This is a genomic window from Rhodanobacter glycinis (assembly GCF_006438785.1).
Lineage (GTDB): Bacteria > Pseudomonadota > Gammaproteobacteria > Xanthomonadales > Rhodanobacteraceae > Rhodanobacter > Rhodanobacter glycinis_A.
This window is the reverse complement of sequence record NZ_RCZB01000002.1, coordinates 150,356-166,009: the sequence shown is the minus strand read 5'-3', so window position 1 is coordinate 166,009 and position 15,654 is coordinate 150,356. Positions and strand designations below refer to the sequence as shown.

Below are 15,654 nucleotides of genomic sequence, written 5' to 3'. Positions count from 1 at the left end.
GGCGGATTTTAGCCCGGCGCGCCGGTCGTGCGGCGCCCGCCGTCGGCACGGTGCGCAAACGCCGTCAAATGGCAGCACTGGCACAGCGCCAGTGTTTCTGAGACGATCCGGGTCTTCGCTTGCGGGTCAGGGAGTTCGATCGCCATGCGTGCCACTCATTGGCTTATCGGTTGCGCCTTGTGCATCGCCGGGATCGGCAGTGCCACGGCGACAAGTCTGGATACCCAGGACTTGGACAGCTCGCCGCACGCGACAGCCGACAGCGCCAGCACGCACGGCGGCAATGCCAGCGGCGGTGATGCGCTGGGGCTGTCCCGCGATTGCCCGTCGGCCAGCAACAGCGACAACTCCGGCAACAGCTCCAGCAACGGCAACGACCACTCCGGCGGCGCCTCGTCTGCACCGACGCAAACCCGCCGGCTGCATCTGGGCTGGCAATCGCTGCTGCCTGGCTCCATCCAGTAAGCGCTCGGCGTCATGCCGGGGCATTGGTGGCAATCACTGCGGGCACGCCTTGAACCTGCGCCGGTGGCCGACCCGTTGTGGCGGCGCGCGCTGCTTGCCTGCCCACTGGCCCGCCGGCTGGATCCCGAACGACAGCAGCAACTGCGCCGGCTCGCCGCACTGTTTCTCGCGCGCAAACGCTTTCACGCGTTGGCCGGTGCCGTCCTGGACGACTACTGGCGGCTGCTGATTGCCATGCAGGCCTGCCTGCCGGCGCTGCAGCAAGGTGCCGCCAGCCTGCGCGGCTGGCGCGAGGTGCTGATCTATCCGGGGGAATTCAAGGTACGCCGCAGCCACCACGACGACCGCACAGGCGTGGTTACCGAGGGTGACGAGGTACTTGCTGGCGAGGCATGGGAGCACGGCCCGCTGGTGTTGTCGCTGGCCGATGTGCAACTGGATCTGGAGCAACCGTGGGACGGCTACAACGTGGTCGTTCACGAGATGGCGCACAAGCTCGACATGCTCGATGGCCCGCCCGATGGCGTGCCGCCGCTGGTGGAGATTCCGCGGCGGCGCTGGATCCAGCAATTCCAGCAGGCCTACGATCGCCTGGTCAGCATGCCGGCGGACAGCCACGACAGCCCGATCGATCACTACGCCACGGAAAGCGCCAGCGAATATTTCGCCGTGGTCAGCGAGCTGCATTACTCGCAACCGACGCTGTTGCGCCAGGCGGAGCCGACCATCGCCGAACTGCTTGAAGCGTTCTACGGCCGCTCGCCGGCCGAGGGTTGCGAGCCCCCCGGCTTCTGCCGCTCGCGCTGAACGATCGAACGCGAGCGCTCAGCTTGCCGCCAGTTTCACGCAGAAGCGTGCACCACCGAATTCCGTTGAGCGGTCGACCGTCAGTTCACCCTGATAGGCATGCACGATGTCCTGCACGATCGACAACCCGATACCGTGCCCCTGCACCCGCTCATCACCGCGCACGCCACGCTGCAGCACCTTTTCGATCTTGTCATCGGCAATGCCCGGACCGTCGTCTTCCACGCACAGCAACAAGCCCGGACGCTGCCGACCAGCCTGAGGCTGCATCTTCACCACCAGCAGCACGCGGTGACCAGCCCACTTGAACGCGTTCTCCAGCAGGTTGCCAAGCAGCTCCAGCAAGTCACCCTGTTCGCCATAGAACACCGCGCCATCGGCGATGTCGAATTCGCACAGCACATTCTTGCTCGCATAGACCTTTTCCAGACTTTGCACCAGATCCTCGGCGTGGCCGGCGATCGGTATCGCGCTGGCGAAAGTCTGCCGCCCGGAAGTGGCCGCGCGCGACAGCTGGTAGGCCACCAGCTCGTTCATTCGCCGCACTTGGTCGAGCACGCTGCCACGCCGCGCCACTTCATCCCCCGCGGTCGCCGACTCCAGCTGCGAGCGGATCACCGCCAGTGGCGTTTTCAGGCTGTGCGCCAGATCGGCCAAAGTGTGCCGATAACGCGTGCGCTGTTCGCGTTCGTTGTTGATGAACGCATTGATGCGCTCGGTCAGGCCGGTGAGCTCCATCGGATACTGGCTGTCGAGTTGCTCGCTGTCGCCGCGCTCGACCCGGCTCATGTCGCTGGCCACCTTGCGCAGCGGCGTCAGGCTCCAGCGCAGCAGCAACAGCTGCAGCACGATCAGCATCACGCCAAGGATCGACAGCCAGATCACCAGGGTATGGCGGAACACCGCGTTTTCGCCTTCGAGCTGATCCTCGGACTGCGCCACCGTCATGGTGAGGCCCACCGACTTGCCCGTCTCCATATCCAGCGCCACGCCTTTGCTGTAGTAGTACAGCCGGCCCATGCGCGTGTCGATCGGGCCGACGAACCGGCTTTGGCCAGGCTCCAGCGGTTTCAGGAAATTGAAGTCGCGGCCGATCGCCGACGAGGATTCCCAGCGGAACCCGTGATCACCGATGGCTACCGCGTACAGCCCGGATCCCGGCCCCGAGAAATTCGGGTCCGGCAACGTGTCGATCGGCGGCAGCAGCTTGCCGTAGCGGTTGACGTCGGTATTGGTGATGTACGCAATCGCGAAGTTCTGCAGCCGATCGTGCAACGTGCTCAACGCGCGCTGCTTGTTCGCCTGCGACAAGGTCAACCCGACCAGCCCGAGAAACCCCGCCAGTACGAATCCGGTCGCGATCGCCGCGCGCGCCGCCAGCGACAGCGGGCGACTCGGTGGCGATGCGGGTTCGTTACTCGTCGTCGCCGTCAGTGCGCGGGATGGCAAAGCGGTATCCGCGTCCACGTACCGTCTCGATGGGTTTGAGGGTGCCTTCCGGATCGAGCTTGCGCCGCAGCCGGCCGATGAACACTTCGAGCACGTTCGAGTCGCGGTCGAAATCCTGCTGATAGATGTGCTCGGTGAGGTCGGCCTTGGAGACCAGCTCGCCGGCGTGCAGCATCAGGTATTCCAGCACCTTGTATTCGTAGCTGGTGAGATCGACCAGCTTGCCTTCCACCGTCACCGTCTGCGCGGTGGTGTCCAGCTTGATCATGCCGCAGGCCAGGATCGGCTTGGACCAGCCGCTGGCACGGCGCACCAGCGCGTTGATGCGCGCCAGCAACTCCTCGACGTGGAATGGTTTCACCAGGTAATCGTCAGCGCCGTACTTCAGCCCCTCGACCTTGTCCTGCCAGCTGCCGCGCGCGGTCAGGATCAGGATCGGATAGCGCTGGCCGTGCTCGCGCAGTGCCTTGACCAGCTCCATGCCGGACATCTTGGGCAGGCCCAGGTCGATGATCGCCAGATCGAACGGCACCTCGCGGCCAAGGTAGATGCCTTCCTCGCCATCCTGCGCCGCATCGACAGCAAAACCGTCCCGCTTCAGGCGTGCCGCCAGCGTCTCGCGCAACGGCGCCTCGTCCTCCACCAACAGGATGCGCATCAGTGTTTCTCCTTGCTGCCCGCGCGTTTCGCAGGCGGATTCTTGGTTGACTGACCGGAAGCGGGATTCTTGCTCGCCTCGGACGAAACCACCAGCTTCTGCACATGCCCGTCCGGCTTGAGCACCTTGATGAAGTATTTCAGTTTACGGTCGACCCGGTGCGGCTCGGCCGACAACACCCTGCCGCCCGTATCCTGCTGCACCTTGAGTACCGCCTGATCCAGCGTCATCACCGGCTCGGCCGACTGTGCCGAAGCCATCGCGGCCGCAGCCATGGCCACCCATGTCAACAGAGCAAGGATGAAGTTTTTGTGCGTTGTCATGCGTGAAGATCCCGCCCGGCACCTGCCGTAGCGTCTAGCCTAGGCAATCAGGCCTGAATACTGACCGGACGGACGGCAGCTGTCACGCCGCCACCGAACACGGCGCGAAGGCCTGTTCAAGCAACGCCCAACCCGCACCCGGCAGATGCGCACCCTCGCTGATCGTGCGCCGGAACGCGCGCGCGCCCGGCTCGCCCTGGTAGAGGCCGAGCAGGTGGCGGCTGATGTGCTTCAGCGCGGTGCCGCGCGCCAGCTCGGCTTCGATATACGTCCGCAGGTGTTGCAGCACGCTTTCACGGGTGGGCAGCGGCTCGCCGTACAGCGCGTGTTCGAGCCGCGCCAGCAGATACGGATCGTGATACGCCGCACGACCCAGCATCACGCCGTCCAGTTGCGCCAGGTGCATGCACACCTGTTCGACCGTGGTGATGCCGCCGTTGATCACTACCATCAGCTGCGGAAACTCGCGTTTGAGCCGGTAGACGCGCTCGTAATCGAGCGGTGGAATCTCGCGGTTCTCCTTGGGCGACAGCCCCTGCAGCCATGCCTTGCGCGCATGCACCGCCAGTACCTCGACCCCGACCTCCAGCATGATCTCGGTGAAGTGCTGCAACCCCGCGTAGTCGTCCTGGTCGTCGACGCCAATCCGGCATTTCACCGTCACCGGCACGCTGACCGCATCGCGCATCGCCTTCATGCAATCACCGACCAGCGCCGGCTCGCGCATCAGGCAGGCGCCAAAACGACCCGACTGCACCCGGTCTGACGGGCAGCCCACGTTGAGGTTGATCTCGTCGTAACCGGCCTCGGCGCCGAAACGCGCCGCCTGCGCCAGCTCGTGCGGATCGCTGCCACCCAGCTGCAGCGCCAGCGGATGCTCCTGCTGGCTGTGCTCCAGCAGACGCAGCTGCTTGCCGCGCACCAGCGCCGCGCTGGTCACCATCTCGGTATACAGCCGCGCCCGCGGCGACAGCAACCGATGGAAATAACGGCAATGCCGGTCGGTCCAGTCCATCATCGGGGCGACGCAGACGCGCCAGTCGTCGGCATGCAGGGGAACGGCGCGTGGAGAAGTGGTGTGGGGCATGCCGCCATTGTAAGGGGCTGCCGACCGCTCTGCTCCGGGCTAGTGGCCGCGCTTGCGCACGTGTTCCATCCAACCCTTGCTGAGCCACAGGGCTACGGCAGCGACGGTCAGGATCAGGGCGACAGGCTTGAGATGCATCTGATACAACGCCATGGCACCGATGATCAGCGGCGCCGCGATCATTTCCAGCAGCCAGATCCGGGCAAGCTGCGGCTCCAGATCGGGCGCGAGGTGCGCGATGAATGCCACGTGGAACCATAGCACCGCCATGCAGGCGAACGTCACGGCAATCGCCACCGCATAAACCACGAACCCCAGGTCCTGCGTCGAATCATTGAGCGAAAAACGGATCACCACCGGCATCAGCGCCACCAGGCTGAGCAGCAGCAGGTTGATCGCGGTGCCGACGCCGTCAATGTCGCGAAGGTGCGAAACGATACGGCGGTGTCCAATCCAGATCACTCCGATCAACAGGAAACTCAGGAAATAGACCGTCAATGGCCCCGACCAAGCCTGCCACATCGATTGGCCGGGCTTGAGCTCTGGCCGTATCTCGATGGCCGAAAGAGTGATCGCGATGGCGAAGATGCCATCGGACAACATCACCAGCCGGTCCAGATGGCGCTGATGAACGTGATGCCCCTTCACGGGCAGTGGTGCACCTGTTTCCATACAACACTCCGCATGAGTCGACTGCGGCATTCTGCCCGAGAATATCGTTGTCGTCGCCCGCGGCGCTCGCGCACGAAGCGACCCGAAAGCCGGGTCGGCGGCATCGATGCAACGTGGCGACGTCATCGGGAGCTTCGGCCCGATGCCGGTTTTCGGAGGCGCGTTACGCCGGCCTGGTCTTCTTCGCTGCCCTGGTGGTTTTCGCTGCCTTGGCAACTTTGCCGGCCTTCTTCGCGGTGGCAGATGTGACCTTGGCAACCGATGCCTGCGGTTTCATCACAAGGTTCATGCCGCCCGGCTGGTGCTTGTTCGCCTCGGCCTGCAACAGCGCGCACAGGGAATCGAAGCGGCAGCAGCATTCCTGATAGCTGCCCTTGTCGTCGGTGACGCCGAGCGCGGCGTAGTGATGGAGTCCTCGTGGTGGCAGTGCAGCAGGGCCGCTGGTGCCGTCCGCCGCAGTCACCGGCGGCCAGTCGAGCTGGCCATTGCCGGCCACGCGGGCGGGGATCAGCCAGTAGTCGCCGGTGGCATACAGGCCGCCTGGCTCGAAGGTGATCTGGATACCATCCTCCAACGTGACCGGCGCGCCCTCGCTCAGCGCCAGCACGCCTTGCACGTTTACCGCATCGACCTGATCCCAGCGTCGCAGCAGTGCATGCTGGCGCGAATCGTTGCTCGGCTGCCACGGCGTCAGGTTCTTCGGCACGTTGAGGGTAACGCTGCAGTTCGCCACGTCGATGGCGATCACCTGCAGCAGCGGAAACGCGCGCTGCCCCAGCGTGTAGGCATCGTCGACCAGCTCGACCCAATCGTTAACCGCCAGTCCGAGCCGCGCATCGCGACCTAACCGGCCCAGCGTCACCACCTGTTGCGCGCTGCCGTCGTCCGCCGTCGCACCGGACACGCTGCGGATGATCGGAAACACCACTGAACCGTTCTCGCGCGACCACTTGAAGCTGGCCGCGCCAGCCAGTCCGCCCTGATGGATCTCGACCCGGTACAGCTGATTCTCGCAGCCGCGGTAGCGCGCGTCGGCGGCGATCACGCAGGGGTCGCTGTCGGACTCCAGCGGTCCCAGTTCCGCCCGCATCCGCGGCAACGCATACAGCGCCCGTGCGCCGAGCAACTGACGCAGCAAGGTGCACGGGGAGACGTTGGCATTGGCATTGGCATTGCCCTGGCCGTCGATGCCGCTGCGCAGGTTGCCCACGTCGACCAGCTGCTGCTTGATGGCGGCGATGTCGGCCGCACTGCCCGCGGCTTTTTGCCGTGTCTTCAGTGCGGCGGTGACGTCGTCGAGCCGCTGGTCCGCCCGCGTCCGGTCGAACAAGCGCAGCTGCCACACCACCTGCGCGCGCGATGCGGTATCGACACCATCGAGCGCGACGTCGGCGAGCGCCGGCGCCTCTACCGCGGACAGGTGCCGCTCCCACACGTCCAGCCACAACGCGTAGCCCGGCGATGGATTCTCGAAGCCGCTGCTGCCATCGGCCACACCGTAGTCGGGCGTCGGCGCCTGCGGCTGCGTGGCCAGGGTGCAGGCAGCCTCGTTCACGCACAGGATGCCGTCCACGTAAAAATGTCCCGGTGCGAGTTGCCAGCCAGTCAACGGCAACGGCTTGCTGCTGCCGTCCGCATTCGTCGTCGTGCTGGTGATGCCGAAACCGCCGCCCGCCGCCCAGCACGGACCGACCAGGTCGCACACCAGGGTACGCAGCAGATGCAGCTGGATATGCGCCTGCTCGTTCCAGTCCGCCTCCAGCAATACGCGGCCCTGTTGCTGGAAGACCTGGCTGTAGTGCCGTGACGGATCGAACGTGACACGTGCGAAGTCGCCTTTCATGGTCGATCTCCTAACTCGCGAAAAGAATGCCGGCGTCCGTGCCTGCCGGAACGTATTCCTGCAGCCGCGCCGCGAGATTCGCCTCGCGCTGCGGCTCGTACAGATCGTGATACACGCCCATCACCGAACGATCCGACGCGCCGCTGCGGATCTCCGCGCAGCAGCGATCGGCCAGACGCAGGTAATGCGGCGTGGCGTAACGCTGGCTGCGGAACTGCGGCACCACGCGCAGCTGCTCATGCGCGCGCCTGCTGACGTCGCCCGCGGCGACTGCGGCCAGCGCCAGATCCGGCTGGCAGTGGAAACGCCGCGGCGTGCGTGAGCCATCCGCCACGTAGCAGAAACGCACGCAGCCCTGCTGCCGGCGCAGCACGCGCAGCGGGCCGGCGAAGATCGAATCCTCGGCCAGTGCGATGCCGTGCGCCTGCACCTCGCCGATCACCGTGCAGCGGCGGAAGCTCGCCTCGACATACGCCACCGCTTCGTCCGGCGCGCCCAGTGCCACCCGCTCGACGCCGGTGGCGTCGACGATGCTGTCGCAGATGTCCAGCAGTGGCGGCTCGCCACGTCGAGCCGGACTGATCACCGCGATCGCGCCGAGGATGCTGTGACTGACACGCAGCGCGGCACGCGTGCCGTCCAGCGAGACACTCGGCTCGCCTGGACGCTTGGGATCGCAATCGCAATGCAGCGCCCAGCCCGGCACCAGGGTGCAATGGCGAATCACCAGTTCGCACAGGTCGTCTGTCGCGGGGTTCTCTTCCGCCGGCCCCTGCACCTCGATGCCACGACCCACGATCATCAGGCCGTCGAGCAGCACGCGGCTACCGGCAGCGCCGCTGATGCTGAGCGCATCGGGCTGGCTGGCGCGCACATCGAGCAACCGCAGTATCGGCCGGGTGCGCTCGGCCGCCCGCAACTGGATCGCCTCGCCGGCATCCAGTAGCAGGTCGATGCTGCCTTCATACACTCCGCTCTCGGCCAGCTCGATGATCAACGCATGCAGCGGCTGTTGCGCCGGCGCGGCAGACTTTGCCTGCGCCCATGCGGTCAGTGCCGCGGCAATGCTGCCGTAGTGGCCCGGCGGCCAGCTGGTGCTCGGATCACGATTCGGCAACGCGGTGTGCACGATGTAGCGCGCGGCGCCTTCCAGCTCCGGCGTCACCCTTGCATATTCGCCACCACCGAGATCGGCGGCGAAGCCGTACTGGTACGACACCCACACGCCGCGTTTCGGCCGCTGGTTGGCGGGAAACAGCAGCCGGCCCCGTTCGGGATCGACGGCCACGCGACCGCGCGGTACCTGGTAATGCCAATCCGACAGATCAGCCGGGATCAAGGTCTCGCACGGCACCGGCACGCCCTGCCCTTTGGCCGGCCAGTCCGGCGCCCAGATCTGCACGCTGTTGCCGTCGCCATACAGCCCAGCCGCCACGCTGGCGTAATCGGCCTGCGGCCCGCGCACTGCGAATCGGTAGCGCCGCAATGGCAGCGGCAGATTGCGCTCGTCGGCGATATGGGTCGGCTCGGTTTCCTCGACCGGGCGCCGGAACAGCGGCGTGTCGTTGCCGAGCACGCTGAAGCTGAAACAGTGCGGGCCGCGTTCTTCCACGCAGTACGCCGACGTGCTGGTCACCGGATAGCTGCGCAGGCGGCAGGCGAACACGCCGACGTCCGGGATGTTGTAGCGACCACGCCGACGCCGACTGCCCATGCGTCGCAGGTCGACGCTGTGCGCGAACGGGTCGAACGCGCCGCTCGCCCAGCCGATACGCTGCAACCGCCCCGGATCGCGCAGGTCGGCCGTGCCGCCGCGATGCGGATGCTGGTGGTCGAGATGCTGCATCCAGCCGAGCCGGCGGTAGAACTCGACCGCGCGCGCCGGCCAGCCGGCGGCGTCGCGGGACAGGTCTTCGAGCAGCGACAGCGTGCCCTTGCGCCGGCGTGCGTCGATCGTGTTGGCCACGTCGGCGCGCGGCGCGAGCACTCGACCGAGGCCCGCCGTGCACGCATCACCTGTCGCATCCAGCGTGGCGGCTTCCGGCAGCAAGGTGTAGCCGAGCAGGTCGCCGATGTACGGCACCACCCAGTCGTCGCAGGTCTCGATGAACCAGTTGTCGTACAGCCGCGCGATGTCCTGTTCCAGCACGTCGGCCTGGGTGGCCAGCACGCGCAGCAGGTCGCGCAGCGGATAACCCTGCTCCGCGTCGCGCATGCGATAGACCGCGGGCAGCAGGTCGTACAGCCGATCCGGACGCGCAGTCATGGCGTGGCCTCCTGCAGCAGCAACGTGTCGGGGATGTTCGGTGGCAGATACGCGAGCTGCGCCGGCAGCAACCTGCCATCGCTGTCGTAGCGTGCGGGCAGCACCTGCACGCGCGGCGGTAGCGTGGCGGGCGTCGCCGCATGCGTCATCAACGAAGCGCCGTCACCACCTTTGCCGTTGTCGCCCGAATCGCCGAAACCGGCCAGCAGGGTCGCCTCGTCAATGCTGCCGAGCGCATCCACGTCGACCCAGACGACGCCACGCACCGCCTGCATGCAGGCGACGATCTCGCTGAGGTAGACGTTCTGCGCCAGCGCCCGCCGCTCGAAACCGAATGCATCGAGCAGCGCCGCGCGCAGCTGCGGCTCGACCACTTCCCACGCGTAGTCAGGTGCCAGCCCGACCTTCGCGCTGAGGGTCAACGCCAGCAGTTCGCGCACGTCGAGGCGCAGCGGCAACGACGGATCGCCGTACTGCTGCAGCGCCTGCAGCAGGTTGCGATAGAGATCGGAGGTCGGGTCGATCGGCGCGTCCTCCGCACCGGCGATGGTCACCTGCACCAGATTGCCGAGCTTGCTCGCCGCCGCCTTGCCGACGCCACCGAACGTGCGTGCAAAGTCGGCGTAATCCGGCACCGAGACCAGCCGGTCCAGCGCCAGCACCGCCAGCGGAACGTTGCGTCGCGCCTGGTCGCGCGTCTCCGCATCGGCGCCACCGGAGGCGCGCAACGGATTGATCACCGCCTTGACGCCGAGCGGCCGGGTCGCCAGCAGGCTGATCTGCTGAGCGCTCACATTGCCCGGTGTGCCGATGCCGTTGCGATAGACCGCGGTGATGTTTTCGACGCCCGTGGGCAGGCGCGCGCCATCTGTGCCGTCACCGAACACCACGGAGGTCTTGCCGCTGTCATCGGTGGCAGTGACGAAGCTGCGGTCGGCCGCACCGACGAAGGCAAGATTGCGCGTCTCGCGCCATGCCATGTCGTTGACGCGCACGCCGAGTGTGCTCTGCACGCCATCGATCGTGGCGGCGGAGACATACGTCAACGGCGACTGCTTCAGCACGAACGCCTGCATCGACAGCGCGCCATTGCCGCTGCCGAGCACTTCGTGGCGCGTTTCGCCGTGGGTGGCGCGCACCACGTTGGCATGGACCGTCACGCTGTCGCGCCGGTAGCTGTAGGCGAGACCCTGGTTGGCAAACACCAAGGTGCTGTGCACGGTGTCGCCGGGCAGCTGCGCATCCACGCCCTGCTCCACCGCGCTCAGCATCACCAGTTCGGCGGCGCTCACCGCATCGGTACCCGGCACGTCGGTGCGCTGGCCCTCGACGATCACCCAGCGGCCAGCCTTGAGCCCATCGATCGCGGCGGCCAGCTCCAGCCGGGTATTGCTATCCGCGCTGGTTCGCGTCGAGCTGTCGTTCGCGGCGATGCTGCCGACGCTGTCACTGATCAGCAGCTCGGCCAGCTGCAGCGGGTCGCTTTGCGCAAACACCTGCTGGATTCTCACCGTCTGGGTGATGTAGTGGATGTTGTTGATCATCGCCACCATGCTGACCGATGCGACTGGCGTGTTGTCCAGCGTCAGCTCAGTGGTCTTGCCGCTGATGCCGTAGGCGGTGCGCGGATGGATCGCCGCGGAGCTCACCTTGTGCACCTCGACGCTGGCGGCGGTGGCACCGACCGCCGGTGTGCTCACGATCACGTAACTACCAGGGCGGACGCCGTCATAGGCATTGTCGAGATACAGCGTGCCGGCTTTTTCGACGCTCTCCCAGTCGGTATCGGGCAGCGACTGGTAGGTGTCGCCGTCCTTCACCAGCTTCATCCTGAAGGGCGCGTTGTAACCGAACTTCGCGGCGGCAAGGCGCTGCACGTAGATATTCCTGACCTGTGCATTACCCGCGCGCACGGGCGTACCGCTCCACGCAGCGTAGAACGTGCCGGCCAGCCTGGCCTCGAAATTCAGCAGCAGCTGCGGCCGCACATCACTGGCGTTGCCCAGCGCACTGGCCGTGCTGCGTGACAGTCGCCGGGCGTTCGCCGGTTGCACGGTCGAGGGTTGCCTGAGCGCATCCACCAAGGCGACGAATGGGCTCTCGGCATTTCCGACAGCGGAAGGCGCAGCTGCCGTTGCTGACGAAGTGAACGTCGATACCGGTGCCGCGCTGGCAAGAGCGCCGATGGAGTCGGTCACCGCTGGCTGCAAGGTCACCTGGGTCCGTTGCTGCACGGCATCGAGCGTGACCTGCTGGATCTGGCGAATCGCCGGCGTGCTTCCGTCGGCGAATTCGAACACCAGCCAGTCGTTGGTCTTCAGGTTGTTCGCCGTGCCCTTGAAACCGAGTCCTGTCAATGAATCGAGCGACGCCCGGGTGACGATCTGCGGTTTGGTCAGCCGCGGCTTCAGCGCATTCCATTCGTAACGGGCGTCCAGCGGCTCGGCGGTCTCGAAGGTCTGCATCTGCTCGCCGGGCGCCGGGATGGATTGCGCGCGTGCGCCGGCGCCGATTGTCACCGGCGGCGAGTCTTTCTCGACGGTGTAGGCGAGGTAGACGCTGGCGGCCACGCCGGGGCGCAAGCGATAGTCGACCAGCCTGGCCAGCTCCAGCACCGAGCGCCGCTCAGTGGCAGTGCGCAGGTAGCCTTCGTTGGCGATGCGCTCCTGGTAGAAGCTCAGCACGTCGGCGCCGACCGCCCAGGCATCGAGCAGCGCCATTGCCGGATCGTCATTCGCGCGCGTGCGCAGCCCGGCCAAGCCCGGCAGCGCGGCGTCACTGAGGTCGTTCTGCATGGTGACGCGGAAGTCGGCGTACGTGCCGACGCGATAGGCGAGGCTGTCCAGCCCCGGCCGGTTGTACAGCGGCAACGGGGTGCCGGCGACCGCGCCGCAACCGCAGGCGCAGGCATGCTTGCCACAGGCGCTGCAGCAGCTCATCGGCCACCTCCCAGCGTAAACGCGATGCTTCCGTGGTCGGGATGATCCGGATCGTTGTCGACCTGCGCGATCTCGCGCGCAGCCAGATGCAGCACACCGTCGGCGGGCACGCCACCAGCCGGCACGTCATCGGCGCGGGCCAGCGTGGTGATCTCGACGTGGGCGACGCCGGTGATCGCCTGCGCCTCGGCCAGCAGCGCGCTGGCGAACACCGGCGCGCCCAGCCGCAGCCGATCCGGATGGAAGAACCCAGGCGTACCGTCGCGCCGAAGGCTCGCGCTGAAACGATCGCGCAGCTCGGCCTCGACGTGCGCCACCAGAAAGTTCGGCAGCACGCAGACGAACAGCTCGATCTGCAGCGGCACGTAACAGGCGCCGCGCACCTCGACGTCGTGGCCGATGCGACGGTAGCGCTCCAGTTCTGCCCTGATCCGCTGCGCCAATCCGGCCGGCAGGCTCTCGCGGCCGAGCGGATCGACCACCACGTCGGCGGCATGCCAGCTTCCGCTCCACTCCAGCGCCGCCGCCGCACCCTGCAACTCCGGCGCGCGCGCGGCGAACATCGCGTAGTCGTCGGCGACGATCGCGCGCAGCGGGTTCGCGCGAAACGCGCCGGGCGCGTACCGCTTCACCTCGGCGAGGCTTTCCGCTGCGGTGCCACCGCTGGCCGGCAGCGGGTTGCGCGGCTGCAGGTCGGCGGACAACTCACCCGACTTCAGCGCCAGCCACACGATGCTGTCGCGGCCGACGTTGCCGGACGGACCGTTGCCAAGCCGCGGCGCGGCACGAAAGAAGTCGCCAGCCTGCGGCTGCGCGCCAAGCACGCCGTCGCCAAAGCGCAGATGCGCGGCGCCGTCGTCGTCGATCTCGACCACGAAGTGGCGATCGTCCGGTCCGCTTCCCAGCAAGTCGTACTGCGGCTGCCATTGCCAGCGTGGGTCGGGCGCACCGGCCATCAGCACATCGCCAAGTGCGCCGCCGTAGACGCTCAGCTGCGGCAACGCTCGGCGCGGATCGCGCGCGAATAACCGGCATACCGGCGCTTTCGTCGGCAACGGCTCGGCCCAGGTCAGCGGCGTGCCAGGCAACACGTGGCCGGTGTCGGTGGGCGGCCGCCGTACGTCCTGCACCGCGCCATCACAGTGGCAGCAACCGTACTGCGTGGCACCCGGCACCAGCCAGCAATCCTCGGCGAGGTCGTGACAGCGCGGGCACGCATCCGGCAGCGCGGCCAGTGTGGCGGCGAGTCCGGGGTACTCGCCATCACCGCCACTGGGCACGCAGATCGCATTGGAGGTGCACTGGCCACGCACGTGGCCACCATGATCGACCAGCAGCACGTTGCCGCGCGCCAGGCTGACGTCGTGCAACCAGGTGCAATCGGGCGATGGCGTGCGCACCGAAAGGCACAGGTCGAACGGCAATGCATCGCAGGCATCCCAGGCGATTTCCAGCAGGAGGGTGCCATCGAACGGATCGACGGACGTCTGGACGTCCGTCAGCCGCACCGCATGCCGATGCGCTGGATCGGCATCGGCGGGATTGCCGGTCTGCGGCCCCAGCACTTCCTCGAAGATCAGCATGTCGCCGGCCGCGAGCTTCAACGCGCGTTGTGCCACCGCAGCGGCGGCCACGGAAACCGGTGCGGGATCGTTCGCCGCCGCGGATGTCGATGGCGTTGTCGATTCGGCCGGCGGCGCCGATGATGACGGTGGCGCATCGACCAGCGTCGCCCGCGTGCTCCCACGCGGCAGGCAGCACATCTCGTCACTCCAGCGGTGCAGGCGGATCGCGCTTTGCGCGGCGACCACGTTGAACGCATCCATGCCGTCCAACGACATGGGTTCAAACACCAAAGCGCCCTGCGTGCGCGCAGCATCGAGTTGGACCGCACCGATCACGCCGGGCTTCGCGTTGTTCTGTCCCGGTGGCGGCACCAGCAGCAACAGGTTGTCGAGCTCAAGACCAAGATCGGTATCGGAGGCCAGCACCACCAGCGCGCGCGCGTTGCAACCTTCGTGCATGCGGTAGTCGACCAGCCGCGCATGCCGGCGCACCGAGATGCGCCGACGCGCGGTGCCGAGATAGGCCTCGGTGGCGACCGCGTCCTGGTAGTAGCTGAGGTAGTCGGCGGTGTACGCCAGCGTCTCGACCAGCGCAATGCCGATGTCCGGCACGTGCTGCTCCTGCCACGCGGGCATGTCCAGCGCGATTTGGTCGAGGAACAGCTGGCGGAAGCTGGCGTAATCCTTCGCCAGATAATTGATCTCCGGCGCTGGCAACGGTGGTCGCGCGCATGGTGCCTCCTCGGCGCAGTCCAGCGTCTTCGCGCAGTCGAGACGGAAGTGCAGTGCCACGCAGGCATAGCGCGGATCGAAGCCCGGATACGCCAGCCAGCCGGCCGGGTCGTTGCCCGAAACCGCATCCACCAGGCACAGGCAGTACGCCGTGTGGTCGCCTTCGCGATCGAGCACCACGCGCAGGCAGGCATCGTCGTGCATGTCCGGTTCCAGCTCGGCGTTGACGCTGAGCACGCGCAGGCCGGTGATGCGATCGCCGCCACTGATCCGCACGTTCGCCACGCCGATACCTTGCGGGATCTCGCCGAAGAGATGCACGCACAGGCTGCTGCCGTCGTCGCCGACCTCGACGTAGTCGATGCCGTTGAGGTTGCCGGACAGCCGCAGTTTTTCGCGCCGCGCCGGCACGCTGCATGCCGGCAGCGCCGCACAGCCAATCGCGCCCAGGCTCGCGCTGCGACTCGCGGTGTTCATGGCAGGCTCCGCGTGAAACTATCGCTGCGCGTGTCGCCGCTGGCGCGCACGGTGTAGCTGAGGTCGACGCGCAAGGTGGCATCCTCGCTGCTTACCGCCAGCGCGCCGACATCGATCACGTCGCCAAGCCAGCGCTGCAACGCCGCCTGCAAGGTGAACTGCAGCGCGGCGGCCAGCTCCTGGCTGTTCGGCGCGAATACCAGTTGCAGCAGGCCACTGCCGAAGTCCGGCCGGTTGACGCGCTCGCCGGGATTGGTGAACAGCAGCTGCTCGATCATGTCGCGCACATGGTCATCGTCGCCGGTTTCCGCGCTGCGGCCGCGATTGTCGAAATGGAACGGGTAATCCATATTTTTGGCGATATTCATGGC

The 15,654-nt window shown here is 66.8% G+C and carries 13 protein-coding genes; 2 read left to right on the top strand and 11 right to left on the bottom strand.

The window, feature by feature from the left end:
• Positions 1-8: 8 nt before the first annotated feature.
• Positions 9-146, bottom strand: a complete 138-nt coding sequence (locus tag EAH75_RS19620) for a hypothetical protein (protein WP_161596170.1) — start codon at positions 144-146, stop codon at positions 9-11.
• On the opposite strand from EAH75_RS19620, the gene EAH75_RS08890 reads away from it, so the two are divergent.
• Both EAH75_RS08890 and EAH75_RS08885 read left to right on the top strand, forming a co-directional pair.
• Positions 145-465: a hypothetical protein gene (locus EAH75_RS08890; protein WP_140648278.1), complete on the top strand. Its 321-nt coding sequence runs from the start codon at positions 145-147 to the stop codon at positions 463-465. The two genes, EAH75_RS19620 and EAH75_RS08890, sit on opposite strands and share 2 nt — an antisense overlap.
• A gap of 12 nt (positions 466-477) precedes the next feature.
• On the top strand, positions 478-1,272 hold the full coding sequence (locus EAH75_RS08885) for a zinc-dependent peptidase (protein ID WP_140648277.1): 795 nt from the start codon (positions 478-480) through the stop codon (positions 1,270-1,272).
• Positions 1,273-1,290: 18 nt separating this feature from the next.
• On the opposite strand, the gene EAH75_RS08880 is transcribed toward EAH75_RS08885, so the two are convergent.
• The 10 genes from EAH75_RS08880 to EAH75_RS08835 all read right to left on the bottom strand — a co-directional run bounded on the left by EAH75_RS08880 (position 1,291) and on the right by EAH75_RS08835 (position 15,651).
• Positions 1,291-2,721 (bottom strand): ATP-binding protein, encoded by a 1,431-nt coding sequence (locus EAH75_RS08880; RefSeq protein WP_140649554.1) that lies wholly within the window; start codon positions 2,719-2,721, stop codon positions 1,291-1,293.
• Positions 2,687-3,379, bottom strand: coding sequence for a response regulator transcription factor (locus EAH75_RS08875; RefSeq protein WP_056391729.1), 693 nt, complete (start codon positions 3,377-3,379; stop codon positions 2,687-2,689). The genes EAH75_RS08880 and EAH75_RS08875 overlap by 35 nt, the downstream gene beginning before the upstream one ends.
• Positions 3,379-3,702 (bottom strand): PepSY domain-containing protein, encoded by a 324-nt coding sequence (locus EAH75_RS08870; protein WP_140648276.1) that lies wholly within the window; start codon positions 3,700-3,702, stop codon positions 3,379-3,381. Before EAH75_RS08870 ends, EAH75_RS08875 begins: the two co-directional genes overlap by 1 nt.
• An 82-nt stretch (positions 3,703-3,784) precedes the next feature.
• Positions 3,785-4,789 carry a tRNA dihydrouridine(20/20a) synthase DusA gene (dusA, locus tag EAH75_RS08865; protein WP_140648275.1) on the bottom strand — a complete coding sequence of 335 codons (1,005 nt, stop codon included), beginning with the start codon at positions 4,787-4,789 and terminating at the stop codon, positions 3,785-3,787.
• A 39-nt stretch (positions 4,790-4,828) separates the two neighbouring features.
• The gene (locus EAH75_RS08860) at positions 4,829-5,461 is read right to left on the bottom strand and encodes a TMEM175 family protein (RefSeq protein ID WP_140805184.1); all 633 of its coding nucleotides are present in this window, start codon (positions 5,459-5,461) and stop codon (positions 4,829-4,831) included.
• A gap of 163 nt (positions 5,462-5,624) precedes the next feature.
• Positions 5,625-7,304 (bottom strand): DUF6519 domain-containing protein, encoded by a 1,680-nt coding sequence (locus EAH75_RS08855; protein WP_140648273.1) that lies wholly within the window; start codon positions 7,302-7,304, stop codon positions 5,625-5,627.
• Positions 7,305-7,314: 10 nt separating this feature from the next.
• Positions 7,315-9,570 carry a hypothetical protein gene (locus tag EAH75_RS08850; protein ID WP_140648272.1) on the bottom strand — a complete coding sequence of 752 codons (2,256 nt, stop codon included), beginning with the start codon at positions 9,568-9,570 and terminating at the stop codon, positions 7,315-7,317.
• A complete protein-coding gene (locus tag EAH75_RS08845; protein ID WP_140648271.1) occupies positions 9,567-12,509 on the bottom strand; it encodes a putative baseplate assembly protein in 2,943 nt (980 codons plus the stop codon). The genes EAH75_RS08850 and EAH75_RS08845 overlap by 4 nt, the downstream gene beginning before the upstream one ends.
• Positions 12,506-15,283, bottom strand: coding sequence for a putative baseplate assembly protein (locus EAH75_RS08840; RefSeq protein ID WP_140648270.1), 2,778 nt, complete (start codon positions 15,281-15,283; stop codon positions 12,506-12,508). The genes EAH75_RS08845 and EAH75_RS08840 overlap by 4 nt, the downstream gene beginning before the upstream one ends.
• On the bottom strand, positions 15,280-15,651 hold the full coding sequence (locus EAH75_RS08835) for a GPW/gp25 family protein (protein ID WP_140648269.1): 372 nt from the start codon (positions 15,649-15,651) through the stop codon (positions 15,280-15,282). Before EAH75_RS08835 ends, EAH75_RS08840 begins: the two co-directional genes overlap by 4 nt.
• Between the last annotated feature and the right edge of the window lie 3 nt (positions 15,652-15,654).